Raw genomic sequence first — 26,233 nt, 5'->3', positions numbered from 1 at the left:
GCAAAAGCTTTTCCAAACAGTGTTTTGGAAGAGAAAAGAGATTCAGTTCGCGAGCCTCAATAGGGGCTCTCGACGTCTCCCGTCTCGACGTAGACAGACTTGACCTGCGAATAATGGCCGAGCGCTCCCAGCGCGTTCTCCCGGCCGATGCCCGACTGCTTATAGCCGCCGAAGGGCATTTCCACCGGGGTCAGGTTGTAGGCGTTGATCCAGCAGGTGCCGGCCAGGAGCTCGGAGATCACGCGGTGCGCGCGCGGCAGGTCGCGGGTGAACACGCCGGCGGCAAGGCCGAATTCGGTGGCGTTGGCGCGCTCGATCACTTCGTCCTCGTTATCGAAGGTCAGCACGCTCATCACCGGCCCGAAAATTTCCTCGCGGGCGATGCGCATGTCGTCGGTCACGCCGGTGAAGACGGTGGGCTCGACGAAGCAGCCGCCATCGAAGCCCTGCAACGCGGGCACGCTACCGCCGCAGGCGAGCGTGGCGCCCTCCTGCTTGCCGATCTCGATATAGCTGAGCACTTTTTCGTGGTGGGCCTTGCTGACCAGCGGCCCCATCTGGGTTTCGGGATCGAGCGGATCGCCGATCCGAATTTTCTTGGTGCGCTCCACCAGGCGTTCCACGAAACGGTCGTGCAGGCCTTTCTGGACGAAGACGCGGGTGCCGTTCGAGCAAATCTGGCCGGTGGAATAGAAATTGCCGAGCATCGCGCCGCCGATGGCGTTTTCGAGGTCGGCGTCGTCGAAGACGATGAGCGGCGACTTGCCGCCGAGTTCCATCGTGGCGTGCTTCATCTTCGAGCCGGCGAGCGACAGCACCTTGCGGCCGGTGGGCACCGAGCCGGTGACCGAAACCTTGGCGACGACGTCGTGGCCGACCAGCGCGCCGCCGACATCGCCATAACCCTGCACCACGTTGAACAACCCGTCCGGCAGGCCGGCCTCGGTGTAGATCTCGGCCAGCGCAAGCGCCGAAAGCGGCGTGTTCTCGGAGGGCTTGAACACCACGGCATTGCCCATGGCGAGTGCCGGAGCCGATTTCCAGCCGGCAATCTGGATCGGGTAGTTCCAGGCGCCGATGCCCACGCACACGCCAAGCGCCTCGCGCCGCGTATAGGCAAACGGCCCGCCGAGGTCGATGAAATCGCCGTTATAGGCGCCGATCGCGCCGGCGAAATATTCGAGGCAGTCGGCGGCCGAGGGGGCGTCGGCCACCAGCGTTTCCTGGATCGCCTTGCCGGTGTCCAGCGTCTCCAGCCGTGCAAGCTCTTCGTTGCGGGCGCGCAGAATGTCGGCGGCGCGGCGCAGGATGCGCCCGCGCTCGACCGGCTTCAGCCGTGCCCAGGCGGGCTGGGCGGCACGCGCGGCCTCGACCGCCAGCTCGATCACGTTGGGCGTGGCCGAATGCAGCGTGGCAATCGTCTCGCCGGTCGCCGGGTAGATGACCGCGATGGGCGCGCCGCGCTCGTCGTCCACGAAACGGCCGTTGATATAGTGGGATGATTGGGGCTGGGCCTTCATGGTCATCTTTCTGGCGTTGGAATTTGCGTCAGTTCTGCTGCACCGAAATGCCGGATTCATCGAGCTTGATCTCGACGCCCTTGGGTTTCGTCTGTTCGTTCCAGACATAGATGCCGAGACCGATGACGATCACGACAAGCGCGCCGATCACGAGGTAGAGCTGGTTCTGCTTCATCGACTGCTCCTCAGAAACTTCAACACAGCCGATCTATAGCCGAATTTGCCGCGATTCGAACCGTTTGAGGATCAACGATCCGACACCTGCCAGCGCGGATTGATCCACGGTTCCTGATTGGACGGGGAAAGCGGCTGGCGACCAAGGATGTGGTCGGATGCCTTTTCGCCGGTCATGATCGAGGGGCCGTTGAGGTTGCCGTTGGTGATGCGCGGGAAGATGGAGGAATCGGCCACGCGCAGGCCTTCCACGCCGATGACGCGGCATTCCGGGTCCACCACCGCCATCGGATCGTCGGCACGGCCCATGCGGCAGGTGCCGCATGGGTGCAGCGCGCTTTCGGCATGGTCGCGAATGAAGGCATCGAGCTCGGCGTCGGTCTGCACCCGGCTGCCAGGCGAAATCTCCTCGCCGCGATAGGGATCGAAGGCGGCCTGGCCGAAGATTTCGCGGGTGAGACGGATGCAGCGGCGGAACTCGGCCCAATCGTCCGGGTGCGACATGTAGTTGAAGCGGATGACCGGCTTTTCCTTCGCGTCCGGCGAACGCAGCGTGACCGCTCCGCGCGATTTCGAGCGCATCGGGCCGACATGGGCCTGGAAGCCGTGTGTGTTGGCCACCGCCTTGCCGTCGTAGCGCACGGCTGCGGGGATGAAGTGATACTGGATGTCGGGATAGTCGATGCCGGCGGCGGAACGCACGAAGGCGGCCGCCTCGAAGTGGTTGGTGGCGCCCAGCCCGCTCTTGAAGAGCATCCATCGTGCGCCGATCAGCGCCTTGGAGAAGGGGTTGAGCACCGAGTTCAGGGTGATCGGCTGGGTCGATTCCTGTTGGATGTAGAGTTCAAGATGGTCCTGCAGATTGGCGCCGACGCCGGGACGGTCGGCGACCACGGAAATCCCGTTGTCCTTCAGGTGCTGCGCGGGGCCGATGCCCGACAGCATCAGGATCTTCGGCGAATTGATGGAGGAGGCGGCCACGATCACCTCGCGCCGCGCCTTTACCACCTCGATCTTCCCGCGCGCTTCGATCTCGACGCCGATGGCGCGTTGATTCTCAATGACGACCTTTCTCGCGAAGCCATTGACCAGACGCACATTTTTCCGCTTCAGCGCCGGGCGCAGATAGGCATTGGCGGTGGACCAGCGGCGGCCGAGATGGATGGTCTGCTCCATCGGTCCGAACCCCTCCTGCTTGGAGCCGTTATAGTCGTCGGTCAACTCGAAGCCCGCTTGCCGGCCTGCCTCGATGAAGGCGGCGTAAAGTGGGTTGGCGCGCTTGCCGCGCTGCACATGCAGCGGCCCCTTGGTGCCGCGCCAGCCGTCCTCGCCGCCATGCGAATGCTCCATGCGCTTGAAGTAGGGCAGCACATCGGCATAGCTCCAGCCGGTGGCTCCTTCCTCGGCCCAGTGGTCGAAATCATGCGCGTGGCCGCGCACATAGACCATGCCGTTGATGGATGACGAGCCGCCCAGCACCTTGCCACGGGGCGTGGCCAGCACGCGCCCGCCCAGATGCGGCTCCGGCTCGCTGGAAAAACCCCAGTCATAGAGCGGCATATTGAGGGGGATGGAAAGCGCTGACGGCATCTGGATCAGCGGCCCCATATCCGAGCCGCCGAACTCGATGACGATGACCGAATGCTTACCGTCTTCCGACAGCCTGTAGGCCATGGCCGAGCCGGCCGAGCCGGAGCCGATGATGACGAAATCCGCCTCAAGCATGGCTATTCTCCTCTCGGAAAGCGCTTCTGGTCCTCGAGCACGTTGAGGTCCATGTGGTTGCGCATGTAGCGCTCCGATGCCTGCCGCAGCGGCTGGAAATCCCAGGGGAAATAGGCGCCGTTGCGCAGCGCCGGATAGACCACCCAGCGCCGTGCCTGGCTCTGACGCACCGCCTCGTCGAAGGCGGCCATGTCCCAGCGCGCCCGGACCTTCTCCATGAAGCTGGCCACAAGCGCGGCATTGGCCGGATCGGCGGCGAGATTGGTCAGCTCCAGCGGATCCGATTCCAGATCAAAGAGTTGCGGTGGATCGATCTCGCAATGCACGAACTTGTATTTGCCGTCGCGCATCGCCACCAGCGGCGCGTAGGAGCCTTCGGCGGCATATTCCATCAGCACCGGTTCGTTGCGTGGCTGGCCCCGCATTTGCGGCTTCAGCGACTGGCCGTCGGTCCAGGGCATGATGTCGGCGATGTCGATGCCGGCGAGGTCGCAGAGCGTGGGGCAGATGTCGAGGTTGGAGGTCGGCGCGTCGATCAGGCCGGGGGCGATGCCCTTGCCCGCCACCATCAACGGCACGCGCGCCGAGCCCTCGAAGAAGCTCATCTTGAACCACAGGCCGCGCTCGCCCAGCATGTCGCCGTGGTCGGAGCAGAACAGGATGATCGTGTCGTCCAGCATGCGGGTGCGTTCCAGCACCGAGAGCAATTCGCCGACCTGATCGTCCAGATAGGAGATGTTGGCGAAGTAGCCTTGGCGCGAGCGGCGCACCTGTTCGGGCGTGATGTCGAAACTGTCGTAGTCGCTGGCGAGGTAGAGGCGCTGCGAATGCGGGTCCTGGCTTTCTTTCGGGATGAAGCCGACCTCGGGCTCCAGTTCGGGGCAGTTTTCGTAGAGGTCCCAGTATTTGCGGCGCGCGACGTAGGGGTCGTGCGGATGGGTGAAGGAGACGGTAAGGCACCACGGGCGGCGCTGCGGGTCCTCCGAGGCGCGCGCATGCTCGTAGAGCTTCTGGCCGGCGAGGAAGGCGACTTCGTCGTCATATTCCATCTGGTTGCTGATTTCGGCGACGCCCGCGCCGGTGACGGAGCCGAGATTGTGATACCACCAGTCGATGCGCTCGCCCGGTTTGCGGTAGTCGGGCGTCCAGCCGAAATCGGCCGGGTAGATGTCGGTGGTCAGCCGCTCCTCGAAGCCGTGCAACTGGTCGGGGCCGACGAAATGCATCTTGCCCGAAAGCGCGGTGTGGTAGCCGGCCGCGCGCAGATGATGCGCGAAAGTCGGGATCGACGAGGCGAATTCGGCGGCGTTGTCATAAACCTCGGTGCGCGACGGTAGCTGCCCGCTCATGAAGGAGGCGCGGCCCGGCGCGCAGAGCGGCGAGGCGGTGTAGTTGTTGCGGAAGCGGGCCGAACGCGCGGCCAGCGCCTTGAGGTTCGGCGCATGCAGGAAGTCGGCCGGGCCGTCCGGGAACAGCGTCCCGTTCAACTGGTCGACCATGATGATCAGTATGTTGGGGCGGCTGCTCATGAAGCTGTCTTGTGCTGCTGGAGTTTCGTTTCGAGATAGTCTTCGATCACCGCGACCGCGCTCACCGCGTTCGGTGTTCCGTCCTTGAGGGCGCGGCGGATGTAAAATCCGTCAATCAGGGCGGCGATGCCTTCGGCGGCATGGTCGGCCTCGACGCGCGGCATGAGCTTTGAAAGACCGCTCATCAGGTTCGAATGCAGCCGGCGCGCATAGACGCGCAGCAGGCGGCGCATGGCGGGCGACTTCTGCGCCTCGACATAGAAGGCCAGCCAGGCGGCGATGGTCTCGGCCCGGAACTGCTTGTCGGAAAAGTTCACCGCGATGACGGCCAGCACGCGCTCGTGGGCGGTGGCGGCCATGTGCAGTGCGGCGCGCAGGTCGGTGCCCAGTTCGGACAGCAGGTGTCGCATGGTGGCCTGCAAAAGCTCGTCCTTGGCCCCGAAATAGTGATGCGCCAGCGCCGACGACACGCCGGCGCGGCCGGCGATCTCCGACATGGTGACGTCCAGCGACCCGCGCTCACCGATCGCGGAGATCGTGGCGTCGATCAGCGCCTTGCGGCGCAGCGGTTCCATTCCGACCTTGGGCACTCAAATTCCTCCTGAAGCGATCCTATTTTTAATTGACTGATCAATCAATAAAAATCCCGCCATTTTGTGGGGCGGTTGCTTTTGCTTGTGGAGCGGCATCGCATGTGGGAGTTCGCCACCAACTCCGGCTTGCTTCGCAAGCCACCATTCCGGGGCGAGCCACGTGTTTCCCCCGTCCTTTCCAATCAACGGGGAGAGAAGCACTGCGGGCGAAGCTGGCCCTTCCTTTCCCGCCTTTTAATGGGGAAACGGGGTGGGGGTGGGCGAGCCATATCGATTGCTCTCCCTATAAGGAGGAGGATAAGGCGTCGGCGCTTTATGTTCACGATTGAACAGTTACGCGCGTGCGCGTAATGTGCTAGAAGACCAAGGCTATTGGAGAGTCCCATGACTGCTTGCATCGTCGGATGGGCGCATTCGCGCTTCGGCAAACTGGAAGGCGAAACGCTTGAAAGCCTGATTACCAAGGTGGCGGCCGAAGCGCTCGACCATGCCGGTCTCGGCCCGGACGATGTGGGCGAGATCGTGCTTGGCCATTTCAACGCCGGCTTCTCCCCGCAGGATTTCACCGCAAGCCTCGTTCTGCAGACGGATGACCGGCTGCGCTTCAAGCCTGCGACGCGCGTGGAAAACGCCTGCGCGACCGGCTCCGCCGCCGTGCGGCAAGGCATCCGCGCCATCGACGCCAGGGCTGCGAAGGTCGTGCTGGTGGTGGGCGCCGAACAGATGACGACGACGCCCGGCGCCGAGATTGGCAAGAACCTTCTGAAAGCCTCCTATCTGCCGGAAGACGGCGACACGCCCGCCGGTTTCGCCGGCGTCTTCGGCAAGATCGCGCAGGCCTATTTCCAGCGCTATGGCGACCAGTCGGACGCGCTGGCGATGATCGCCGCCAAGAACCACAAGAACGGCGTGGAAAACCCCTATGCGCAGATGCGCAAGGATCTCGGCTTCGAGTTCTGCCGCACCGAAAGCGAAAAGAACCCGTTCGTCGCCGGCCCGCTCAAGCGCACTGACTGCTCGCTGGTATCGGATGGCGCGGCCGCGCTCGTGCTGATGGACAGCTCCGACGCACTCTCGATGCGCCGCGCGGTGGCCTTCCGCGCCAACGAGCATGTGCAGGACTTTCTACCCATGTCCAAGCGCGACATCCTCGCTTTCGAAGGCTGTGAGGAGGCGTGGAAGCGCGCGCTGCGGAAGGCCGGCGTGACGCTCTCCGACCTGTCCTTCGTCGAGACGCATGACTGCTTCACCATCGCCGAGCTGATCGAATATGAGGCGATGGGGCTGGCGAGGCCGGGCGAGGGCGCGCAGCTTGCCATGGAAGGCTACACCGCCAAGGATGGCAAGCTGCCGGTCAACCCATCGGGCGGCCTGAAATCCAAGGGCCACCCAATTGGCGCCACCGGCGTTTCCATGCATGTGCTGACCTCCATGCAACTTACCGGCGAGGCTGGCGGCATACAGGTGCCGCGCGCGAAGCTCGGCGGCATCTTCAACATGGGTGGCGCTGCCGTCGCCAATTACGTTTCGATCCTCGACCGCATCAGATGAGGCATTCTCACGCATGAGGCACTCGGCCGTCGTCACCGGAGGCGCATCGGGAACAGGCATGGCAATTGCCCACCGGCTTCTGGATGACGGCTGGCCCGTGGCGATCATCGATGCCGACGAGCAGGCACTGGCTGCGGCCGAGGATTTTTTCGCGGCCGAGAACGTCATCTTCATTCAGGCGGACGTGACCGACGAGGACGAGGTGGAGGCCGGCTTCGACGAAGTGGTCGACCGGCTGGGGCTGATCGGCGGGCTGGTCAATGCCGCCGGCATCCTGCGCCACGTCTCCGCCGAAGATACCACCGCCGAATTGCTGCGCGAATTGCTCGACGTCAATCTGGTCGGCTCCTTCCTTGCCGCCCGCGCCGCGCTGGAGCGCATGGGCCAGTCCCTTTCCATCGTCAATATCGGCTCGGTTTCAGGCTTGCGGGCAAATCGCGGTCACCTGGCTTATGGCGCGTCGAAAGCCGGTGTGAAGCTGATGTCGGAAGTGCTGGCGCTGGAATTCGGCAATCGCGGCGTGCGGGTCAATTGCGTCGCGCCGGGGCTGTCGGGCGAGGATGATGATGCCGCCGCATATCCACCCGAGCTGAGGCGCGCGTGGATCGGGCAGGTGCCGCAGGCGCGTCACGGCGAGCCGGAAGAGATCGCGGCGGCTGTTTCCTTCCTGCTGTCGCCCGAGGCGAGCTTCATCAACGGCCACACGCTTGCCGTCGATGGCGGGTTTTTGGCCGCGGGCGTGCAGGCGGAGATTTAGCCCGCCGGACCGCTTGAAGCGCGGCCCTGCTCGCCGCCGCCCGTTTTCCCTTGCATCGCCGGTTCCTGCGGCTATCAAGGCCGCAACGAATATCCAGCAGGGTCATAATCATGTCGAATCCGGTCCTTGTCGAAGTTCTGCGCGGCGGCCACGTCGAAAGCAGGCATCGCGGCGCGGTTGCCGTATTCGACGCGGACGGCAAGGCGATGCTGGAAATCGGTGATACCCAGCGGCCGGTTTTTCCGCGCTCGGCGGTGAAGTCGATCCAGGCGCTGCCCTTTGTGGAGACCGGTGCTGCCGATGCCTACGGCTTCGGCGACAGGGAACTGGCGCTGGCCTGCGCCTCGCACAATGGCGAAGTCGGGCATGTGGAACTGGCCCGCGCCATGCTGGCGAAAGCCGGACTGGATGTGGAGGCGCTGGAATGCGGCGCGCACTGGCCTTCCTACCAGAAGGCAACCATCGAGCTGGCACGCTCGGGCGGCACGGCCAATGCGCTGCATAACAATTGCTCCGGCAAGCACACCGGCTTTCTCTGTGCCTGCTGCCATGGAGGGATAGAACATCGCGGCTATGTGCGCGCCGACCATGCCTATCAGGAGATGCTGCGCGGGGCGCTGGAGGACGTGACCGGAGCCGCGCACAACGCCGACAATCGCGGCACGGACGGCTGTTCGATCCCCACTTATGCGGTACCGCTGCGCAACCTCGCGCGGGGTTTTGCCCGCATGGCAACGGGCGTTGGTCTGGGTCAGGAGCGGGCCAAGGCGGCAACGCGGCTGTTTGCGGCCTGCATGGCCGAGCCCTTCTATGTCGGCGGCACCGACCGGTTCGACACGCGCCTGATGAATGTGGCCAAGGGCAGGGTTTTCACCAAGGTCGGGGCGGAAGGCGTGTTTTGCGCGGCGGTGCCGGAGCTTGGCCTCGGCATCGCCCTGAAATGCGATGACGGCGCCAGCCGCGCTGCGGAAGTGACGGTCGCAGCGGTCATTGCCCGTCTGTTGAAGGGGGACGCGCTGGCAGATGAGATCGCCGAATTCACGCGTCCGCGCCTGACCAACTGGAACGGCATCGAAGTGGGCGGCCTGCGCCCTGCTGGAGAGCTTGCCTGAACCGGTCTTCAGCCGTTTCGGAGTGGCTTGTAGGAAGTCCGGACAACGCATAAGCTCGCTGCATGAGCAGAGCTTTCACCCGCGAAGAAGACAGCGAAAATGCAATCGCCGGCATCGGCGAAAGGCCGGTCAGCGAGCATCGCAACCTTGTGACCGAAAACGGCCTCGCCATGATCGACGCCGCGCTTGGCGCGCTGCGCGAGGAGCTTGGGGCCGCTGAGCGCGAGGGCAATCGCGAGCGCATCGCGCTTGTTTCGCGCGACCTGCGCTATTGGGCGTCCCGCCGGGAAACGGCGGAGCTTTCAGTTCCGGAAGCTGACAGCGATGTCGTGCGCTTCGGCATGCGGGTGACGATCGAGGACGAGGACGGCAACGCCAGGACCTGGAAGATCGTCGGCGAGGACGAGGCAGATCCGGCCCAGGGCATGATCTCCCATGCCTCGCCGATGGCGGCAGCGCTTTTCGGCAAGGGCGTCGGCGAGACCGCCACTGTCAACGGCAAGGAATGGGAAATCACCGAGTTGAAGGTGGGGTGAGGGTTTAGTCCGCGACCGGTTCGGTGTGATCGCGGAAGAAGTCGGCCGCTCCCGCTTCGTCGATTTCGCTGGCTGTCACCATCAGCACGAACTGGATAATGTCTTCCTGCTCGGCCTCGATGCTGAGGCCGTTGAAATAGAGAAAAAGGTCGGCGGCGGCGAATCCGGTTCGCTTGTTTCCATCCACAAAAGGATGGTTCTTGACGATGCCGAACAGATAAGCCGCCGCGAGTTCACACAGATCGGGCTCGCCGTAGGCCTGCTTCTGCAACGGCCGTGCGAGCGCCGATTCCAGCATTCCTTCATCGCGGACACCGGCGGCACCACCATGAAGGCGCAGCTGCTCCGCGTGCATCGCTTCGACGAATTCCCGCGAGTGGAATTCGGTCATTTGGCGAGAGCCCGATAGGCAACCTCGTATTTCTTCATCCGTTCCCGTGCGATCTTCATCTTGCGCTCGAACTCCTCGGGAGTATCCGAGGCCGGACGCAGCTTGAGGTCACTTCCCTCTTCGATGAGCACGAGCGTGTCTCCGGCGCGAAGGTTGTGCCGGTCGAGCACTTCCTTTGGCAGGATCACACCTTCGGAGTTTCCGATCTTTCGCACCACGACATTCATCGTCGCCTCCGTCGTTGTTATAACGGAAGATATAACACGTATCGTGTTAACACGCAAAATGTTGATTATTCCTGCCCGAGCAGCTTCTCCAGCAGGCGTGACGCGGCTTCGGGGATGACGGTGCCGGGTGGGAAAATCTCGGTCGCGCCCGACCCGAGCACGGCATCGTGGTCCTGCGGCGGGATCACGCCGCCCGCGACGATCATGATGTCCTCGCGGCCCAGCCGCTTCAGCGCGTCGCGCAATTCCGGAATGAGCGTCAGGTGGCCGGCCGCCAGCGACGAGGCGCCGACGATGTGGACATCGTTTTCGGCCGCGAGCCTGGCGATCTCGTCCGGGGTCTGGAACATGGCGCCGACGGTGACGTCGAAGCCGAGATCGGCGAATGCGGTGGCGATCACCTTCTGGCCGCGGTCGTGGCCGTCCTGGCCCATCTTGGCGACAAGAATGCGCGGCCTGGAGCCGGTCTTCTTCTCGAATGTCTCCACCAGTTGCTGGGTGCGGTCTGCGGCGGGATTATCGCCCATCTCCGAGCGATACACGCCCGAGATGGTCCGGATGGTGGCGACGTGGCGGCCGAAGGCCTTTTCCAGCGCGAGCGAGATTTCGCCCACGGTCGCCTTGGCCCGCGCGGCCCTGATGGCGAATTCGAGCAGGTTCCCATCGGCTTTCGCGGCCGTGGTGAGGGCATCCAGCGCGGTCTCGACCGCGGCGACATCGCGCGTGCCCTTCAGCTGCTGCAGCTTGGCGAGCTGGCGGGCGCGCACCTCGGCATTGTCGACCTTCAGCACGTCGACCTCGATGTCCTGCTCCGGCTGGAAGACATTGACGCCGACGACGACCTGCTCGCCGGAATCGATGCGCGCCTGGGTGCGGGCGGCCGCTTCCTCGATGCGCAGCTTGGGAATGCCCTTTTCGGTCGCGGCAGCCATGCCGCCGAGGCTTTCCACTTCTTCGATGTGGGACATGGCGCGCGCGGCGAGATCGTGGGTCAGGCGCTCGACATAGGCCGAGCCGCCCCACGGGTCGATGATGCGCGTGGTGCCGGATTCTTTTTGCAGGATGAGCTGGGTGTTGCGGGCAATGCGCGCCGAATGGTCGGTCGGCAAGGCCAGCGCCTCGTCGAAGGAGTTGGTGTGCAGCGATTGGGTGTGGCCCTGCGTCGCTGCCATCGCCTCGATCATGGTGCGCATGATGTTGTTATACGGGTCCTGCGCGGTCAGCGACCAGCCCGAGGTCTGGCAATGCGTGCGCAGCGACAGCGAGCGCGGGTCCTTCGGCGCAAAATTCTTCTGCATCAGCCCGGCCCAGAGCAGGCGCGCGGCGCGCATCTTGGCGACCTCCATGAAGAAATTCATGCCGATGGCCCAGAAGAAGGACAGGCGCGGCGCGAATTTGTCGATGTCGAGCCCGGCGGCCACACCGGCGCGGGCATATTCGATCCCGTCCGCGATGGTGTAGGCAAGCTCCAGGTCGGCCGTCGCCCCCGCCTCCTGCATGTGATAGCCGGAGATCGAGATCGAGTTGAACTTCGGCATGTGATGCGAAGTGTAGGAAAAGATGTCGGAAATGATCCGCATCGAGGGTTTTGGCGGATAAATGTAGGTGTTGCGCACCATGAACTCTTTCAGAATGTCGTTCTGAATGGTTCCGGCGAGGTCTTTCTGTGCAACGCCCTGTTCCTCGGCCGCCACGATGTAGAGCGCCATGATCGGCAGCACCGCGCCGTTCATGGTCATGGAGACGGTCATTTCGTCGAGGGGGATGCCGTCGAAGAGCTGGCGCATGTCGAGGATGGAATCGATCGCCACGCCGGCCATGCCGACATCGCCCGCCACGCGCGGATGGTCGCTGTCGTAGCCGCGATGGGTGGCAAGGTCGAAGGCGACCGAAAGCCCCTTCTGGCCGGCGGCGAGATTGCGCCGGTAGAAGGCATTGGATTCTTCCGCCGTCGAGAAGCCGGCATATTGGCGGATCGTCCAGGGCTGCTGGACGTACATGGTCGGGTAGGGGCCGCGGATATAGGGCGCGATGCCCGGCCACGTGTCGAGGAACGGCAGGTCGGCCAGATCGTGCGGGCCGTAGCGGTGCTTGACGGCGATGCCTTCCGGCGTGTGCCAGATATCGGCCTCGGTGCCTTCCTGCTCTGAGCAGGGATCGGTCCAGTCAAGCTTGGAAAAGTCGGGAATCATGCATTGGCTCCGATCAGGTCATCGAGCCGCGTGGCTGGCAGTGGCTCGCAGAAAACCGTGCCGTCGGTCGGCGTGGGATGGCGCTCGGCGTCGATGATCGCCACGGGCCGTTCCTGGGCCGCAGGATAGATCGTGGTGCCGACCAGCGCGCGCTGGCCTTCGCGATACTCGGCCACGCGGCGGTCGCGCGCTTCCATGACACGCTTCTGGATGTTGCCGCGCGCGAGGCTGTTGAGCACGCCGCCTTCGGTTTCGATCGTCTGGAACTCGCGCCAGGCCGCCTCGCACAGTTCGGCTGTCAGCGCCTCGACAGCGCCGGAACCGGAGCCGGGGTCGGCGACGAAGCCGAGATTGCTTTCATTGGCCATGATGAGCTGCGTGTTGCGGGCAATGCGCCGCGCGAAGGCGTCCGGCAGGCCGTGAGCGATGGTGTGCGGCAGGATCGAGAGCGAATCCGCGCCGCCCACCGCCGCCGCGAAACCGGCCAGCGTGGTGCGCAATATGTTCGTTTCGGGGTCCTTGAACGTCATCATCCGGTAGGATGTTTCGGCATGGATCACCGCGGGCGAGGGGGCAATCGAGCAGCTTTGCTGCACGCGCGCCCACAGCTTGCGCAGCGCCCTGATCTTGGCCATCGACAGGAACTGGTCCTGATCGACGCTGAGCGAGAAACCGATATGCGGCGCGGCGTAGACCAGTGCCTGCCGGGCTTCCTCGAAGAGGCGCAGATGCGCCACCGCGGCGGCGAGCATCATGCCAAGCTCCTGCGCCTCCGTCGCGCCGGCATTGTGCAGCACCCGCCCGTCCGCCTCCAGCAGCACGCCCGGAACGCCGAGCGCGAAGAAATGCGCCAGCGATTGCGGCATGGAGGCCTGCAACGCCTCGATCGACATGCGCAGCCGCCCCGTTCCCGCGAAAATGGCGGCGGGGTCGATGCCGAAGGAAACATTCAGCCTGGAGGGATCGACGCGGCGCTTGGTCAGGATCGCGACCAGCCAGTCGGCCATGGCGCGGCTGGAAGGGTGGACGTCGATGCGCAGATAGGTGCGGTTGAGCGCGACGCCATCCAGCACCTTGTCAAGCACTTCCGGCGTGCCCGGCAGGCCATAGCCGAAGGCGTTGGGGGCGCCGTCGAAGACAAGCGCAAGGCCGGTCGCGCCCTGTTCGATCTCTGCGAGCGCCTGCGCATTGGCGCGCACGGGGTCCGGATCGTCGATGCGCTGCGCCATGATCCAGAGAGCGTTGGGATTCTGGCGGGCAAGGAACTCCGCGCCAGCCGGACGCTCATAGAGCGGTTCGACGCGGATGCCGTCATCCGTGTGCGAAACCAGCTTTTCCTCGAAGGAGGCACCGGCAAGCGCTTTCCGCGCCAGCGCGATCCAGCGGTCCCGATCGCTCGGTGGAAACTCGACATCGCCGAAAACGCTTCGTGCGTCCATCCTCATCCCTCTTGGTCCTGACCATGCAGGCCAGTTGAATTTATGGCTGCGCCGGTCCCATCGCAATGCAACATAGGTTGGGCATGGCGACAATGTCGGGCACAGGGACATCCCCGCGTGAGGCATGTCCATATCTTCGATTGCCAAACCGGGATGCCGACTGCAAGCCTCAATAAGCCAAAATGGTCGATTGCCATTGTGGGGCTGTATCCAGGCAACTATACCTCATGTTCCGTCCTGAACGATTTGGTTTTGTCGAAGACAAGAGAGAACATGGCGCAGGAAGACAGCATTTTCATCGGTGCCAGCCGCAAGCCGGACGACAGCTACCAGCGGCCTGAAAGTTTGTTGCTGAAATATGGCAACCGGCACGGATTGATCACCGGCGCGACAGGCACCGGCAAGACGGTGACGCTGCAGGTGCTGGCGCAGAGCTTTTCCGATGCCGGCGTGCCGGTCTTCTGTGCCGACATCAAGGGCGACCTTTCGGGCATTGCCATTGCCGGAGAGCCGAAGGATTTTCTTTCGAAGCGCGCCGAGGCAGTGAAGCTCGATCCGTATGAATTCCGTGAGGCGCCCACCGTTTTCTGGGACATTTTCGGCGAGCAGGGGCACCCGATCCGCGCCACGATCAGTGAGATGGGACCGCTCTTGCTGGCGCGGCTGATGAACCTGACGGAAGCGCAGGAAGGGGTGCTCAACATCGCCTTCCGCATCGCGGACGAGGAAGGCCTGCTGCTGCTCGATCTGAAGGATCTGCAGTCCATGCTGGCCAATATGGCCACCCGCTCATCCGAGCTTTCGGGCCGCTACGGCAATGTTAGCAAGGCATCGGTGGGTGCCATCCAGCGCTCGCTTCTGGTGCTGGAGCAGCAGGGTGGCGCGAATTTCTTCGGTGAGCCGGCGCTGCGGATCGCAGACATCATGCGTACCACGCGCGACGGGCGCGGCGCGGTCAACGTGCTGGCTGCCGACAAGCTGATGACCAATCCGCGTCTCTATTCGACATTCCTGCTCTGGCTGATGTCGGAGCTGTTCGAGGAGCTTCCCGAGGTCGGCGATCCCGAAAAGCCGCGTCTGGTCTTTTTCTTCGATGAAGCGCATCTGCTGTTCAACGAAGCGCCGAAGGCGCTGCTGGAGCGGGTGGAGCAGGTGGTGCGGCTCATCCGCTCGAAGGGCGTGGGCGTCTATTTCGTGACGCAGAACCCGCTCGACGTGCCGGAGACGGTGCTGGCGCAGCTCGGCAACCGCGTCCAGCATGCGCTACGCGCCTACACGCCGCGCGAGACCAATGCGGTGAAGGTCGCCGCCGATACGTTCAGGCCCAATCCCGATTTCAATACGTTCCAGGCCATCACCAGCCTCGGCACCGGCGAGGCGCTGGTTTCGACGCTTGAGGAAAAGGGCATCCCCTCGATGGTGCAGCGAACCCTGATTCGTCCGCCATCCTCGCGCATCGGCCCGCTGACGCCGGAGGAACGACAGAAGGTGATGGCCGTAAGCCCGGTTGCCGGTCAGTACGACCAGATGATGGATCGCGAATCGGCCTTCGAGATGCTGCAGAAGCGGGCCGGCCAATCGCAGGCGGAAGCCCAGCAGGAGGGCAGCGGCTGGACGCTGCCGGATTTCGGCGGCGATTCGCAGCAGGGTGGCCGCAACGGCAGCCGGCCGCGCGCTTCCAACCGCCAGAGCGTGGCGGAAGCGGCCATCAAGTCGGTGGTGCGCTCGGTCGGGTCCACATTGGGGCGCGAACTGGTGCGCGGCATTCTGGGCGTTCTGCGCAAGTAAATAAAAAGAGCGGCGCAGATGTCTGCGCCGCTCCGTTACCCGTTCGGTCTGGAGCCTGATGACTTTCGCACAGCGTCGTCAGGCTCTGTCTATCCGCTGGAGCCTTGTCAGGCGGTGCCGAGGCTGCCCGTCACGACGATCGGCGACTTGTTCGGCACGCGATCATAAAGGTCGATGATGTCCTGGTTCAGCAGGCGCACGCAGCCCGACGAAACCGACTTGCCGATCGACCACCATTCCGGGGAGCCGTGCAGGCGATAGAGCGTGTCTTCGCCGTTCTGGAAGATGTAGAGGGCGCGCGCGCCCAGCGGGTTCGTCAGGCCGGGCTGCATGCCGCCATTGGCGGCGCTGTATTTGGCGAGTTCCGGCTGGCGGCCGATCATCTCGTCCGGCGGGGTCCAGCGCGGCCATTTGCGCTTCCACTGCATGACCGCACGGCCCGACCATTCGAAACCCGCGCGACCCAGACCGACGCCATAGCGCATGGCTTCGCCGCCCTCGCGCACGAGGTACAGGAAGTGGTTCGAGGTATCGACCACGATGGTGCCGGGGCGCTCGCCGGTCGGGTCCTGCACGATCTGGCGCAGGAAGCGCTTGTTCATTTTCTTGATCGGGATGGCGGGGAGTTCATACCCCTCGTCGACCACGGCGCTGTACATGGTCGTATAGTCGCCGAAGGTTTCGTCGACGCTGACCTGCGGCGCCACCGGGGCGGGCCCGTCGATATAGTTGGAGCGGGAAACCGTGCTGCAGGCAGAAACGGTGAGGGAGGCGGCGCTGACTGCCGCCGCGCTGAGGAAGCCGCGACGGCTGAGGCGGGAGGAGAAGATCGAATCGGTCATGTTGCCCTTCTAGTTCCGGATGTCGAAAAGATTCGTGAACGACATCACAAAATTCCGTGAACGCTCCGCGAGCGGTGCGCCCATTCCCTCCCCATTAAGATGGAGGCCGATAGGTGGTTCCGAATCTGGCGTCAGGGTGAAGAAAGAAAGGCGAAGATGTGACCGCGCCACTACTGTGGCTTTTCGGCCACTTGTTGCGTCGGTGCATCAGCTTCGCTCGTCGGTCAGCAATCCGCTGAGCGAGGGCAGGATCAGGCCCGGCTGCAGGTCGCGATATTCGTCCGGCTGGTTCGTGCGGTTGATCCAGACCGTGCGGAAGCCGAAGCGCGTGGCCCCGGCCACATCCCAGCGATTGGAGGACTGGAAGGAAATCGCGTGGGGGTAGAGCCGCCATCCGGTCGTGACCATGTCGTAGACCTGCGGGTCGGTCTTGAAGCGGCGAACCGCATCGACCGAGAAAATGTCGTCCACCACCTGATCGAGCGCCGCCGACCGGACCGCCGCCTCCAGCATTGCCGGCGAGCCGTTCGACAGGATGGCAAGCCGCGCGCCCGCCGCTTTCAGGGCCTGAAGCACGGCCGGCACTTCCGGATAGCAGTCGAGATGCCAATAGGCGTCGAGCAGGTCTTGCCGCAGGCCGCGGTCTGCGGACGGAACCTTCCTGAAGGCGAAGTCCAGGGCCTGTTCGGTGAGCTGCCAGAAATCTGAATACGCCCCCATCAGCGAGCGCACCCAGGAATATTCGAGCTGCTTGGCGCGCCAGATTTCGGACAGGAGCTGTCCTTCGGGGCCGATTGCGCCGGCGTGGCGGCGAACCGCGGCATGCACGTCGAACAACGTGCCGTAGGCATCGAAGACAAAGGCGGTGTGGTGCATGCGGACTCTCGTGCAACGTCTGGCGATGAACGGCGGTCCTCACTCTATTGCGGGGAGCCGCTGGCATCAACATTTCCTGATGCCGGCCGGTTGACGCCAACGGTCAAAGCGTCTTCCATTGCCGCCGTTCGGATCGAAAGGTGGGCAGCATGTCACTTGCAGCAGCGGCGCAAACGAAAACCTGGACCTATGTCGACGGCGACTGGCACGAAGGCAACGTGGCTGTCATCGGCCCGCGCAGCCACGCCATGTGGCTCGGCTCGACCGTGTTCGACGGCGGCCGCTGGTTCGAGGGCGTCTCGCCCGATCTCGATCTGCATTCGGCGCGGGTGAACAATTCGGCCATCGCGCTTGGCATGAAGCCGACGATGAGCGCCGGGGACATCGTCGGCCTGACCTGGGACGGGCTGAAGAAATTCGATGGCAAGACCGCCGTCTATATCCGCCCGATGTATTGGGGCGAGCATGGCGGCTATATGGGCGTGCCGGTCGATCCGGCCTCGACGCGGTTCTGCCTGTGCCTCTACGAATCGCCGATGGAACCGCCTTCCGGCTTTTCCATGACCGTTTCGCCCTTCCGGCGCCCCACCATCGAAACCATGCCCACCAACGCGAAGGCGGGCTGCCTCTATCCGAACAATGCGCGGTCGATTCTCGATGCGCGCATGCGCGGCTTCGACAACGCGCTTGTGCTGGACATGCTCGGCAATGTCGCCGAAACCGGCTCGTCCAACATCTTCCTGGTCAAGGAGGGGCAGGTCTTCACGCCCGCGGCCAACGGCACGTTCCTTGCCGGCATCACACGCTCGCGCACGATGTCGCTGCTGGCCGGAAATGGTTTCCACGTCACCGAAAAGACGCTCACCGTGCGCGACTTCATGGAGGCCGACGAGATTTTCTCGACCGGAAACCATTCCAAGGTGATTCCGGTGACGAAATTCGAAAACCGCGAATTGCAGCCCGGTCCGGTCGCTCGCAAGGCGAGGGAGCTTTATTGGGAATGGGCGCATTCCACGCCCGTCGGCTGAACGCTTGGCGTCATTGGGTCGAAACCGGCAGAAACAGGCTGCCGGTTTCGCCGTCACGAGCGTTTCATGGGGGCAACGACGAACAAGGGGTTGTTCGGTAACGATTCAATCATATGTGTGTCCGGTAAGACGATCCGGCGAATTTTGCCAATTGAGGGAGTATGACCAATGGCTTTTGAACTGCCCGCCCTGCCTTATGATTACGAGGCTCTCCAGCCCTTCATGTCCAGGGAGACGCTGGAATACCACCACGACAAGCACCACAAGGCCTATGTCGACAACGGCAACAAGCTTGCTGCCGAGGCGGGCATGGAAAACCTGTCGGTCGAGGAAGTGGTCAAGCAGTCGTTCGGCAAGAACGCCGGTCTCTTCAACAACGCTGCCCAGCACTACAACCACATCCATTTCTGGAAGTGGATGAAGAAGGGCGGCGGCGGCAACAAGCTGCCCGGCGCGTTGCAGAAGGCGATCGACAGCGATCTCGGCGGCTATGACAAGTTCCGCGCCGATTTCATTGCTGCCGGCACCACCCAGTTCGGCTCGGGCTGGGCCTGGCTTTCGGTGAAGGACGGCAAGCTGGAAATCTCCAAGACCCCGAACGGCGAGAACCCGCTGGTTCACGGCGCGACCCCGATCCTCGGCGTCGACGTATGGGAGCACTCCTACTACATCGACTACCGCAACGCGCGTCCGAAGTATCTGGAGGCCTTCGTCGACAGCCTCATCAACTGGGACCACGTCCTGGAACTCTACGAAAAGGCCTGATCCTTTTCCGTGTTGCAAAAACCCCGGCTTGTCCGGGGTTTTTCATGTCGGGGCTATGCATCCGATAACGAAAGCGTGAAGAGCATGTCAGAATGTTTTCGTCCAATTTCGCTATTGGCGTTCTCAGGCAGCCGAATCGCAACCTGGAGGTTTTTTATGAAGAGACTGGTTCTTGCCCTTTCCGCACTCGCACTTGCCGGGACGGCGGCTTTCGCGGACCCGATCGCTGAACGTCAGGCGATCATGAAGGCGAATGGCAAGGCGCTCAAAAGCATCGCCGGCATCGCCAAGGGCGCGGAGCCTTTCGACGCCGATGTCGTCATGGCCGCCCTGAAGACACTCAACGACGACGCTCAGAAGATCGACGTCGCCAAGCTCTTCCCCGAAGGCACCGAGACCGGCGGCGACACGACCGCTTCGCCGAAGATCTGGGAAGACATGGAAGGCTTCCAGAAGGCCGTGGAAAAGTTCAGGACCGATACGGCGGCTGCGGTCGCGGCGTCACCGGCGGATCTCGATGCCTTCAAGGCCGAATTCGGCAAGGTTTCGCAGAACTGCGGTTCCTGCCACGAGACGTTCCGCATCAAGAAGGGCTAACTCCGATCTGATGGGTATTGTCGCAAGACTGGCCATCGGCGCGGTCGCGGTTTGCGCGGTCGGCGCCGGGGCCTTCTGGGCGCTGACTGCGCCGGTCAGGCTTGACGATGTCGCGCTCGCGGCATTGGGGCAGGGGGATGCCACGAGAGGCGAACGCATGTTCTGGGCAGCAGGATGTGCCTCCTGCCATGCGCGCCCCAAGGCCGAAGGCGATGCCAAGCTGGAGCTTGCCGGCGGCGTCGAGCTGAAGACCGGGTTCGGAACATTTGTCGCGCCCAACATTTCGCAGGATCCCAGGGACGGCATCGGCGCGTGGTCGGTCGAAGACTTCGCCAATGCGGTCATGCGCGGCGTTTCGCCTGAGGGCGAACATCTCTACCCGGCGTTTCCCTACACGTCCTATGCCCGCATGAAGCCGTCGGACGTGGCCGATCTCTACGCCTATATGAAGACGCTGCCTGCCGTGGCAGGCAGGGCGCCCGAGCATTCCTTAAGCTTTCCGTTCAATGTCCGGCGCGGGCTCGGGCTTTGGAAGCATCTTTACCTGAGCGACGGACCGGTGATCGCCTTTGACGATCCGCCCACGGACGCGGTCCTGCGCGGACGCTATCTGGCGGAAGGGCCCGGCCATTGCGGCGAGTGCCACACGCCGCGCGAGATGACCGGCGCGGCGAAAACCGCCCAATGGCTGGCGGGTGCCGCCGCAGCTGAAGGCGACGGCATCGTACCCAACATCACCGCCGGCGAAGGCGGTATCGGCGACTGGTCGCAGGACGACATCGTCAATTATCTGGAGACCGGCTTTACGCCCGACTACGATTCCGTCGGTGGCACCATGGTCGAGGTGCAGCGCAATATGGAGCGACTGACGCAAGAGGATCGCGAGGCGATTGCCGCCTATCTCAAGGCTATCCCGCCGCATCCGAACGGCTATCCGCCGCGACAGCAGAAGCCTTCAAGCTGACCTGCACCGAACGCAGCCCTGCGTTCGGTGCTATCATGGTCCTGTCTTATCTTCCGGCCGGCGCGACGCCCGCCCGGCCCGTGACCTTCAGCGCGAAGGCATAGGTGTAGGCGATCTCTTCCAGGCGCGAGAAGCGGCCCGACGCGCCGGCATGGCCGGCATCCATATTGATCTTGAACAGGACCGGGTTCTTGTCGGTCTTGAGCTTGCGCAGCCGCGCCACCCATTTCGCCGGCTCCCAATAGGTCACGCGCGGGTCGGTGAGGCCGGCGACGGCGAGGATGGGCGGATAGTCTTTCGCCTCGACATTGTCGTAGGGCGAATAGGAGGCGATGATCTTGTAGTCGTCCTCCGAGGCGATCGGATTTCCCCATTCCGGCCATTCTGGCGGGGTCAGCGGCAGCGTGTCGTCGAGCATCGTGGTGAGCACATCCACGAAGGGGACTTCCGCAACCACGCCGCCGAATGCCTCGGGCGCCATATTGGCAATCGCGCCCATGAGCATGCCGCCCGCCGAGCCGCCCTGCGCCACGATGCGGTCATGGGCCGTGTAGCGCTCGGCCACCAGATGCCGCGCGACCGAGATGAAATCGAGGAAGGTGTTGGTCTTCTTCGCCCGCTTGCCGTCCTCATACCAGCCATAGCCCTTGTCCTTGCCGCCGCGAACATGGGCCAGCGCATAGACGAAGCCGCGATCGGCCAGTGACAGGCAATTGGTGTTGAACGACGCCGGAATGGTGATGCCGTAGGAGCCATAGCCATAGAGCAGGCATGGGGCCGAGCCGTCCAGCGGCGTGTCGCGATGGTAGATCAACGAGATCGGCACCAGTTCGCCGTCATGCGCGGGGGCCATCAGCCGGCGCGTGACGTAGTTGTCCGGATCGTGGCCGGAAGGCACTTCCTGCGTCTTCAGCAGGGTGCGCTCGCGCGTGCGCATGTCGTAGTCGAACAACTGGCTCGGCGTCGTCATCGAGGAATAGGAGAAGCGGATGACATCCGTGTCGTATTCGTAGGCGCCCGCGAGGCCCAGAGAATAGGCTTCCTCCTCGAAGGCGATCATGTGTTCCTCGCCTGTCTTGCGGTCGCGCACCACGATGCGCGGCAGGCCGTCCTTGCGTTCCAGCCGAACCATGAAATTCTCAAAACCCATCACCGACAGGATCAGCCGGCCGGGCTCGTGAGGCACCAGCTCCTTCCAGTTGGCGCGTACCGGGTCGGAAACCGGGGCGGTCATGATCTTGAAGTCCTTGGCGCCGTCGGCATTGGTCAGGATGAAGAAGACGTCGCCGCCTTCCTCCAGGTCGTACTGGATGCCGGTTTCGCGCGCGGCCACCAGCAGCGGTCTGGCGTCCGGCTTTGCCATGCTCAGCAGGTGATATTCGGATGTCTCGTGGTCGTTGATGCTGATGAATATCCAGTCCTTGCGGCGCGAGCCGCCGACATTCATGAAGAAGCCGGGATCGGCTTCCTCGAACACCAGCCGGTCTTCGGCGGGCGCGGTGCCGAGCGTATGGAAGAATATCTTCGAGGGACGATGGTTTTCATCGAGGCGCGTGTAGAAGAAGCCGCTGTTGTCGGCATTCCACACCCCGCCGCCGCCGGTGTCCTCGATGCGGTCCGAGAGGTCCTTGCCGGTGGGCAGATCGCGCACATGCAGCGTGAAGAATTCGGAGCCCTTGTCGTCGAAGGCCCACAGCAGGCGCTTGTGGTCCGACGAGTGGTCGAGCCCGCCGATGCGGAAATAGGCCTTGCCTTCGGCTTCCACGTCGCCGTCGAGTATGATTTCCTGCTCGCCGCCATCGCGCGGGATGCGGAAGAAGCGCGGCTGCTCGCCGCCCTTCTTGAAGGATGAGCCATAGGCGAAGGGGCCATCCTTCATCGGCACGGACGAATCGTCTTCCTTGATGCGGCCCTTCATCTCCTGGAAGAGGCTCTTCTGCAGCTCTTCCGTGTCGGCCATCAGCCCGCGCTGATAGGCGTTTTCCGCCTCCAGATGCGCGCGGATGGCCGGGTCGAGCGTGGACGGATCGCGGAACACTTCCTGCCAGTTGGTTGCCCTCAGCCACGCGAATTCATCGACCCTGGTGATCCCGTGCCACGTATCCTCGACCGGGTGCTCTTGGGTCTCCGGGGCCTTCATTTGCGGAAATATTGCGCTGTCGGACATATCGCCTCGCTGGAATGAACTTTCGAACGCGGAGTGAACACATGCCGGCCTGCCGGTTCAAGGGGCCTTCGGCCAATTGAGCCAGAATGCCCGGCAAAGCGGTGTCGATTGCTACGACATTAAGTGTTGCGCGCGCGGCGCGCGGCAAGTTCGCGTCTAACCTGTTGGCAAGCATTGCCGGAAGCTGTTGATCATGCCGGAAAGACTTGCCCGGTGCGGATCGTCCGTTTATTCCACTCGCGACAGTTTTTGCCGAAAAGTGACGAGAATTCGCGGATCGGCCCGTAAAGGGGACGGGGGAAGCGCTGCTGACATTTCTGGCACTGATATTGCCGTTTGTGGCCGCTCTGGCAGCGCCGCTGCTCACACGTGTCCTGAAACACAACGCGGCATGGGTTCTGGCGCTGGCGCCGCTCTGGATATTCCTGCATTTCGGCGGAATGCTCGAAACCGTTGCGGGCGGAAATTCTGTGTCCGGTGGCTTCGACTGGATAGCCAGCCTCGGCGTGCGCTTTTCCTGGTATGTCGACGGGCTGTCGCTGACATTCGCGCTGCTTATTTCCGGCATCGGCACGCTGATCGTGCTCTATTCCGGCGGCTATCTGAAAGGCCATGAGCAGCAGGGTCGGTTCTTCTCCTTCATCCTGTTGTTCATGGGCGCGATGCAGGGGCTGGTGCTGGCCGATTCCTTCCTGATGCTGTTCGTGTTCTGGGAACTGACGTCGATCGCCTCTTTCCTGCTGATCGGCTTCGACCATCGCCGGGAGGCCTCGCGCCGCGCCGCGCTGCAGGCGCTGGTGGTGACCGGCCTTGGCGGTCTTGCGCTGCTCGCCGGCCTGCTGGTGGTTGCGATGGCAACGGGCGCCAACGAACTCTCGACGTTGCTGGCTTCGGGCGAGGCGCTGCGCAGCAGCCCGCTTTATGCAGGCGCTTTCGTGCTTCTGCTGGGCGGTGCGTTCACCAAATCCGCCCAGTTTCCCTTCCATTTCTGGCTGCCCAACGCCATGGAAGCGCCGACGCCGGTGTCGGCCTATCTCCATTCGGCCACCATGGTGAAGGCGGGCGTCTATTTGCTGATGCGGTTCAACCCGGTCATGGGCGACACGGCCGCATGGGAAACCGTGCTGCCGCTGTTCGGGGGCGCGACCCTGCTCGTGGGAACGTTGCTTGCGGTGCGCCAGTCCGACCTGAAGCTGATGCTTGCCTACACCACCGTCGCGTCGCTCGGACTTCTGGTGATGCTGACCGGCTTCGGCTCGGAAGTCGCGGTCGAGGCGGCAGTGCTCTATCTGATCGCGCATTCCATGTTCAAGGGTGCGCTGTTCATGGTTGCCGGACTGATCGACCATGAAACCGGCACGCGCAACATCGCTTCGCTGAGCGGCCTGCGCCGCGCAATGCCAATAACCTTCACCGCCGGCCTGCTCGCCGCGCTTTCAATGGGCGGTCTGCCGCTGTTCTTCGGCTTCCTCGCCAAGGAAGAGATCTATGCCGCGCTCGCCGGCACCGATATGTGGGCGGTGGCGGCGACGCTGGTGGCCGTGGTGGGCAACGCACTGATGTTCGCCATCGCCTTCGCCGTCGGCCTGAAACCCTTCATCGGCCCGCTGGGCGATGCGCCCAGGAAGGCGCATGAGGGGCCGCTGCTGCTGTGGCTCGGCCCGCTTGTGCTGGCAGTATGCGGGCTTGCGGCGGGGCTTTTCTCGCCCTTCGCGCACCACCTGTTTTCCAGCCCCATGGCGAGCGCGGTGGCCGGCGAGCCGGTTGCGGTCGAGATTTCGACAATCCCGCATCTTGGCCTGCCGCTCGCACTGTCGGTGCTGACGGTGCTTCTGGGTATTGTGGCCTATCTCGGCCAGACGGGACTGCGCGCGGCAATGGCATCGCTGGTCAGGACGATCGGCTGGGGGCCGGATCGCGGCTTTGACCAGAGCATCAAGGCGCTGGTGCGGCTCTCGGTGGCGGTCACGCGTATCGTTCAGAGCGGGCGGCTGGACATATATCTCACGGCCACCTTCATAGCGGTCGCGCTGTCGATACTCGTACCGATGGTGGCCTTCGACGAGCTCCCCGCGATGCCGCAAGTGACGGAATTCTGGTTCTATGAGCTGACTGTGGTGGCGATAGCGGTCATCGGCCTCGGTGCGGTGGTCTATGCCAGGAACAGGCTGACGGCGATCGTGTCGCTGGGCATACAGGGCTTCGCGGTCGCGCTGCTGTTCATGCTGCTGGGTGCGCCGGATCTCTCCTTCACCCAGTTCATGGTGGAAACGCTGTCGGTGGTCATCCTGGCATTGGTGATGACGCGGCTGCGGCTGGCGGTTTCCGAGCACCGCCCGCTCGGCCAGAAGGCTTTGGACGTTACCGTTTCGGCGGCCTGCGGCCTTGCTTTCGGCCTGCTCTTGCTGAAGGTGACGCAACTGCCCTTCGATGACACGTTGAGCAGGTTCTTCGAGGTCAACGCGAAGGTGATCGCGCATGGCCGCAACATCGTCAACGTCATCATCGTCGACTTCCGTGGTCTCGACACGCTGGGCGAGATTGCCGTGGTCATGATCGCGGGGCTGGCGATTCTCGCGCTGATCCGCATCCGCGCGAAGGACGGTGCGCAAGCGGTTTCCAAGCAGACGGAGCGCGCGCAATGAGGACCCTGATCTTCCGCACCGCGGCCCCCTATCTCAGCAGCCTGATGCTGCTGTTTTCGGTGTTCGTGCTGCTGCGCGGCCATAACGAGCCGGGCGGCGGCTTCATCGGCGGGCTGATCGCCGTTTCGGCCTTCGCTATCCTTGGCATAGCCCATGGCGTGCCGGCCGTGCGGCGGGCGATGTATTTCCATCCAATGGCGGTGTCGGGTTTCGGACTGCTGCTTTCAGCCCTGTCCGGCCTGCTGTCCTTCGTCTACGAGGTGCCCTTTCTCACCGGCATCTGGACTTCGGTGCATCTGCTGGGCATGGAAGTCGATTTTTCGACGGTGATGTTCTTCGACATCGGCGTCTATCTCGTGGTCGTGGGCTCCATCACCTCCATCGCGCTGGCGCTCGAGGAACGGGAGGACAACTGATGGAACCCGTCTTTGCCGCCCTTGTCGGGCTGTTCTTCGCGGTCGGCATCTACCTGATGCTGTCGAAGCATGTCGTTCGCATCCTGCTGGGCGTCGTCATCTTCGGCAATGCCGTGAACCTGCTGATCTTCACCGCGGGGCGCATTTTGCGCGAGGTGGCGGCCATCATTCCCGAAGGAGCCGATACGCCGGTCGGGCCCATCTCCAACCCGCTGCCGCAGGCGCTGATCCTGACGGCGATCGTCATCTCGTTCTCGTTCTTCGCCTTCCTTCTGGTTCTGGCCTACCGCGCCTATCAGGAAATCGGCACGGATGACACCGATGGCATGCGCGTGGCCGAGCCGGCGGGCGAGCCGCTGCCGCCGATAGGATACTGACGATGGCGGGCGAAGTTTCAGG

The 26,233-nt window shown here is 63.5% G+C and carries 24 protein-coding genes; 12 read left to right on the top strand and 12 right to left on the bottom strand.

Features of this window, described 5'->3' with window-relative positions:
- Positions 1 to 56: 56 nt before the first annotated feature.
- The 5 genes from betB to betI form a co-directional block, all read right to left on the bottom strand.
- Positions 57 to 1,520: a betaine-aldehyde dehydrogenase gene (gene betB / locus C7441_RS06015; RefSeq protein ID WP_109612192.1), complete on the bottom strand. Its 1,464-nt coding sequence runs from the start codon at positions 1,518 to 1,520 to the stop codon at positions 57 to 59.
- A 28-nt stretch (positions 1,521 to 1,548) separates the two neighbouring features.
- On the bottom strand, positions 1,549 to 1,695 hold the full coding sequence (locus tag C7441_RS06010; protein WP_019172126.1) for a hypothetical protein: 147 nt from the start codon (positions 1,693 to 1,695) through the stop codon (positions 1,549 to 1,551).
- Positions 1,696 to 1,766: 71 nt separating this feature from the next.
- The gene (betA, locus tag C7441_RS06005) at positions 1,767 to 3,419 is read right to left on the bottom strand and encodes a choline dehydrogenase (RefSeq protein ID WP_109612103.1); all 1,653 of its coding nucleotides are present in this window, start codon (positions 3,417 to 3,419) and stop codon (positions 1,767 to 1,769) included.
- Between the two features lie 2 nt (positions 3,420 to 3,421).
- Complete coding sequence (gene betC / locus C7441_RS06000; protein ID WP_109612102.1) at positions 3,422 to 4,948, bottom strand: choline-sulfatase; 1,527 nt, start codon at positions 4,946 to 4,948, stop codon at positions 3,422 to 3,424.
- On the bottom strand, positions 4,945 to 5,538 hold the full coding sequence (gene betI, locus C7441_RS05995; RefSeq protein ID WP_109612101.1) for a transcriptional regulator BetI: 594 nt from the start codon (positions 5,536 to 5,538) through the stop codon (positions 4,945 to 4,947). Before betI ends, betC begins: the two co-directional genes overlap by 4 nt.
- 387 nt (positions 5,539 to 5,925) lie before the next feature.
- Here betI and C7441_RS05990 point away from each other — a divergent pair, with 387 nt between their 5' ends.
- The 4 genes from C7441_RS05990 (at position 5,926) to greA (ending at position 9,497) form a co-directional block, all read left to right on the top strand.
- Positions 5,926 to 7,092, top strand: a complete 1,167-nt coding sequence (locus C7441_RS05990) for an acetyl-CoA acetyltransferase (RefSeq protein WP_109612100.1) — start codon at positions 5,926 to 5,928, stop codon at positions 7,090 to 7,092.
- A 13-nt stretch (positions 7,093 to 7,105) separates the two neighbouring features.
- On the top strand, positions 7,106 to 7,849 hold the full coding sequence (locus C7441_RS05985; protein ID WP_109612099.1) for an SDR family NAD(P)-dependent oxidoreductase: 744 nt from the start codon (positions 7,106 to 7,108) through the stop codon (positions 7,847 to 7,849).
- Between the two features lie 110 nt (positions 7,850 to 7,959).
- Complete coding sequence (locus tag C7441_RS05980; RefSeq protein WP_109612098.1) at positions 7,960 to 8,961, top strand: asparaginase; 1,002 nt, start codon at positions 7,960 to 7,962, stop codon at positions 8,959 to 8,961.
- Between the two features lie 62 nt (positions 8,962 to 9,023).
- Positions 9,024 to 9,497 carry a transcription elongation factor GreA gene (gene greA, locus C7441_RS05975; protein WP_109612097.1) on the top strand — a complete coding sequence of 158 codons (474 nt, stop codon included), beginning with the start codon at positions 9,024 to 9,026 and terminating at the stop codon, positions 9,495 to 9,497.
- 4 nt (positions 9,498 to 9,501) lie between these two features.
- On the opposite strand, the gene C7441_RS05970 is transcribed toward greA, so the two are convergent.
- From C7441_RS05970 to C7441_RS05955, 4 genes are all read right to left on the bottom strand, one after another.
- Entirely contained in the window at positions 9,502 to 9,888 is a 387-nt protein-coding gene (locus C7441_RS05970; protein WP_109612096.1) for a type II toxin-antitoxin system death-on-curing family toxin, read from the bottom strand.
- Entirely contained in the window at positions 9,885 to 10,115 is a 231-nt protein-coding gene (locus tag C7441_RS05965; protein WP_109612095.1) for an AbrB/MazE/SpoVT family DNA-binding domain-containing protein, read from the bottom strand. Before C7441_RS05965 ends, C7441_RS05970 begins: the two co-directional genes overlap by 4 nt.
- 65 nt (positions 10,116 to 10,180) lie before the next feature.
- Entirely contained in the window at positions 10,181 to 12,307 is a 2,127-nt protein-coding gene (gene scpA, locus C7441_RS05960; RefSeq protein ID WP_109612094.1) for a methylmalonyl-CoA mutase, read from the bottom strand.
- On the bottom strand, positions 12,304 to 13,746 hold the full coding sequence (locus tag C7441_RS05955; protein ID WP_109612191.1) for a methylmalonyl-CoA mutase subunit beta: 1,443 nt from the start codon (positions 13,744 to 13,746) through the stop codon (positions 12,304 to 12,306). Before C7441_RS05955 ends, scpA begins: the two co-directional genes overlap by 4 nt.
- Positions 13,747 to 14,019: 273 nt before the next feature.
- On the opposite strand from C7441_RS05955, the gene C7441_RS05950 reads away from it, so the two are divergent.
- Complete coding sequence (locus C7441_RS05950) at positions 14,020 to 15,534, top strand: helicase HerA-like C-terminal domain-containing protein (protein ID WP_109612093.1); 1,515 nt, start codon at positions 14,020 to 14,022, stop codon at positions 15,532 to 15,534.
- Between the two features lie 107 nt (positions 15,535 to 15,641).
- On the opposite strand, the gene C7441_RS05945 is transcribed toward C7441_RS05950, so the two are convergent.
- Both C7441_RS05945 and C7441_RS05940 read right to left on the bottom strand, forming a co-directional pair.
- Positions 15,642 to 16,376, bottom strand: a complete 735-nt coding sequence (locus tag C7441_RS05945; RefSeq protein WP_109612092.1) for a L,D-transpeptidase — start codon at positions 16,374 to 16,376, stop codon at positions 15,642 to 15,644.
- 207 nt (positions 16,377 to 16,583) lie between these two features.
- Complete coding sequence (locus C7441_RS05940) at positions 16,584 to 17,252, bottom strand: haloacid dehalogenase type II (RefSeq protein WP_109612091.1); 669 nt, start codon at positions 17,250 to 17,252, stop codon at positions 16,584 to 16,586.
- A gap of 149 nt (positions 17,253 to 17,401) precedes the next feature.
- Here C7441_RS05940 and C7441_RS05935 point away from each other — a divergent pair, with 149 nt between their 5' ends.
- The 4 genes from C7441_RS05935 (at position 17,402) to C7441_RS05920 (ending at position 20,606) form a co-directional block, all read left to right on the top strand.
- A complete protein-coding gene (locus C7441_RS05935; protein ID WP_109612090.1) occupies positions 17,402 to 18,280 on the top strand; it encodes a branched-chain amino acid aminotransferase in 879 nt (292 codons plus the stop codon).
- Between the two features lie 168 nt (positions 18,281 to 18,448).
- Entirely contained in the window at positions 18,449 to 19,045 is a 597-nt protein-coding gene (locus C7441_RS05930) for a superoxide dismutase (protein WP_019172142.1), read from the top strand.
- A 156-nt stretch (positions 19,046 to 19,201) separates the two neighbouring features.
- On the top strand, positions 19,202 to 19,642 hold the full coding sequence (locus C7441_RS05925; RefSeq protein ID WP_109612089.1) for a c-type cytochrome: 441 nt from the start codon (positions 19,202 to 19,204) through the stop codon (positions 19,640 to 19,642).
- Positions 19,643 to 19,652: 10 nt separating this feature from the next.
- Positions 19,653 to 20,606 carry a cytochrome c gene (locus C7441_RS05920; RefSeq protein WP_109612088.1) on the top strand — a complete coding sequence of 318 codons (954 nt, stop codon included), beginning with the start codon at positions 19,653 to 19,655 and terminating at the stop codon, positions 20,604 to 20,606.
- Between the two features lie 46 nt (positions 20,607 to 20,652).
- Here the strand turns inward: C7441_RS05920 and C7441_RS05915 are convergent, their stop codons facing one another.
- Positions 20,653 to 22,773, bottom strand: coding sequence for a S9 family peptidase (locus tag C7441_RS05915; protein ID WP_109612087.1), 2,121 nt, complete (start codon positions 22,771 to 22,773; stop codon positions 20,653 to 20,655).
- Between the two features lie 305 nt (positions 22,774 to 23,078).
- On the opposite strand from C7441_RS05915, the gene C7441_RS05910 reads away from it, so the two are divergent.
- The 3 genes from C7441_RS05910 to C7441_RS05900 are packed head-to-tail and all read left to right on the top strand — an operon-like array spanning position 23,079 to position 26,211.
- The gene (locus tag C7441_RS05910) at positions 23,079 to 25,418 is read left to right on the top strand and encodes a putative monovalent cation/H+ antiporter subunit A (RefSeq protein ID WP_170125031.1); all 2,340 of its coding nucleotides are present in this window, start codon (positions 23,079 to 23,081) and stop codon (positions 25,416 to 25,418) included.
- Positions 25,415 to 25,834 carry a Na(+)/H(+) antiporter subunit B gene (locus C7441_RS05905; RefSeq protein ID WP_109612085.1) on the top strand — a complete coding sequence of 140 codons (420 nt, stop codon included), beginning with the start codon at positions 25,415 to 25,417 and terminating at the stop codon, positions 25,832 to 25,834. Before C7441_RS05910 ends, C7441_RS05905 begins: the two co-directional genes overlap by 4 nt.
- A complete protein-coding gene (locus tag C7441_RS05900; protein ID WP_109612084.1) occupies positions 25,834 to 26,211 on the top strand; it encodes a Na+/H+ antiporter subunit C in 378 nt (125 codons plus the stop codon). The genes C7441_RS05905 and C7441_RS05900 overlap by 1 nt, the downstream gene beginning before the upstream one ends.
- The last annotated feature ends 22 nt before the right edge of the window (positions 26,212 to 26,233 follow it).

This window comes from Pseudaminobacter salicylatoxidans (genome assembly GCF_003148475.1).
Lineage (GTDB): Bacteria > Pseudomonadota > Alphaproteobacteria > Rhizobiales > Rhizobiaceae > Pseudaminobacter > Pseudaminobacter salicylatoxidans.
This window is presented reverse-complemented; position numbering and strand designations above follow the sequence as displayed.

What these genes read in the sequence shown, in the direction of transcription:
- C7441_RS06010 (WP_019172126.1), bottom strand. Translation starts at nt 1,695, where the DNA reads ATGAAGCAGAACCAGCTCTACCTCGTGATCGGCGCGCTTGTCGTGATC.
- betB (WP_109612192.1), bottom strand. Translation starts at nt 1,520, where the DNA reads ATGAAGGCCCAGCCCCAATCATCCCACTATATCAACGGCCGTTTCGTG.
- C7441_RS05925 (WP_109612089.1), top strand. Translation starts at nt 19,202, where the DNA reads ATGAAGAGACTGGTTCTTGCCCTTTCCGCACTCGCACTTGCCGGGACG.
- C7441_RS05945 (WP_109612092.1), bottom strand. Translation starts at nt 16,376, where the DNA reads ATGACCGATTCGATCTTCTCCTCCCGCCTCAGCCGTCGCGGCTTCCTC.
- C7441_RS05935 (WP_109612090.1), top strand. Translation starts at nt 17,402, where the DNA reads ATGTCACTTGCAGCAGCGGCGCAAACGAAAACCTGGACCTATGTCGAC.
- C7441_RS05990 (WP_109612100.1), top strand. Translation starts at nt 5,926, where the DNA reads ATGACTGCTTGCATCGTCGGATGGGCGCATTCGCGCTTCGGCAAACTG.
- C7441_RS05940 (WP_109612091.1), bottom strand. Translation starts at nt 17,252, where the DNA reads ATGCACCACACCGCCTTTGTCTTCGATGCCTACGGCACGTTGTTCGAC.
- betA (WP_109612103.1), bottom strand. Translation starts at nt 3,419, where the DNA reads ATGCTTGAGGCGGATTTCGTCATCATCGGCTCCGGCTCGGCCGGCTCG.
- C7441_RS05905 (WP_109612085.1), top strand. Translation starts at nt 25,415, where the DNA reads ATGAGGACCCTGATCTTCCGCACCGCGGCCCCCTATCTCAGCAGCCTG.
- scpA (WP_109612094.1), bottom strand. Translation starts at nt 12,307, where the DNA reads ATGATTCCCGACTTTTCCAAGCTTGACTGGACCGATCCCTGCTCAGAG.
- C7441_RS05915 (WP_109612087.1), bottom strand. Translation starts at nt 22,773, where the DNA reads ATGTCCGACAGCGCAATATTTCCGCAAATGAAGGCCCCGGAGACCCAA.
- greA (WP_109612097.1), top strand. Translation starts at nt 9,024, where the DNA reads ATGAGCAGAGCTTTCACCCGCGAAGAAGACAGCGAAAATGCAATCGCC.
- C7441_RS05980 (WP_109612098.1), top strand. Translation starts at nt 7,960, where the DNA reads ATGTCGAATCCGGTCCTTGTCGAAGTTCTGCGCGGCGGCCACGTCGAA.
- betC (WP_109612102.1), bottom strand. Translation starts at nt 4,948, where the DNA reads ATGAGCAGCCGCCCCAACATACTGATCATCATGGTCGACCAGTTGAAC.
- C7441_RS05985 (WP_109612099.1), top strand. Translation starts at nt 7,106, where the DNA reads ATGAGGCACTCGGCCGTCGTCACCGGAGGCGCATCGGGAACAGGCATG.
- C7441_RS05900 (WP_109612084.1), top strand. Translation starts at nt 25,834, where the DNA reads ATGGAACCCGTCTTTGCCGCCCTTGTCGGGCTGTTCTTCGCGGTCGGC.
- C7441_RS05930 (WP_019172142.1), top strand. Translation starts at nt 18,449, where the DNA reads ATGGCTTTTGAACTGCCCGCCCTGCCTTATGATTACGAGGCTCTCCAG.
- C7441_RS05920 (WP_109612088.1), top strand. Translation starts at nt 19,653, where the DNA reads ATGGGTATTGTCGCAAGACTGGCCATCGGCGCGGTCGCGGTTTGCGCG.
- C7441_RS05970 (WP_109612096.1), bottom strand. Translation starts at nt 9,888, where the DNA reads ATGACCGAATTCCACTCGCGGGAATTCGTCGAAGCGATGCACGCGGAG.
- C7441_RS05950 (WP_109612093.1), top strand. Translation starts at nt 14,020, where the DNA reads ATGGCGCAGGAAGACAGCATTTTCATCGGTGCCAGCCGCAAGCCGGAC.
- C7441_RS05965 (WP_109612095.1), bottom strand. Translation starts at nt 10,115, where the DNA reads ATGAATGTCGTGGTGCGAAAGATCGGAAACTCCGAAGGTGTGATCCTG.
- C7441_RS05955 (WP_109612191.1), bottom strand. Translation starts at nt 13,746, where the DNA reads ATGGACGCACGAAGCGTTTTCGGCGATGTCGAGTTTCCACCGAGCGAT.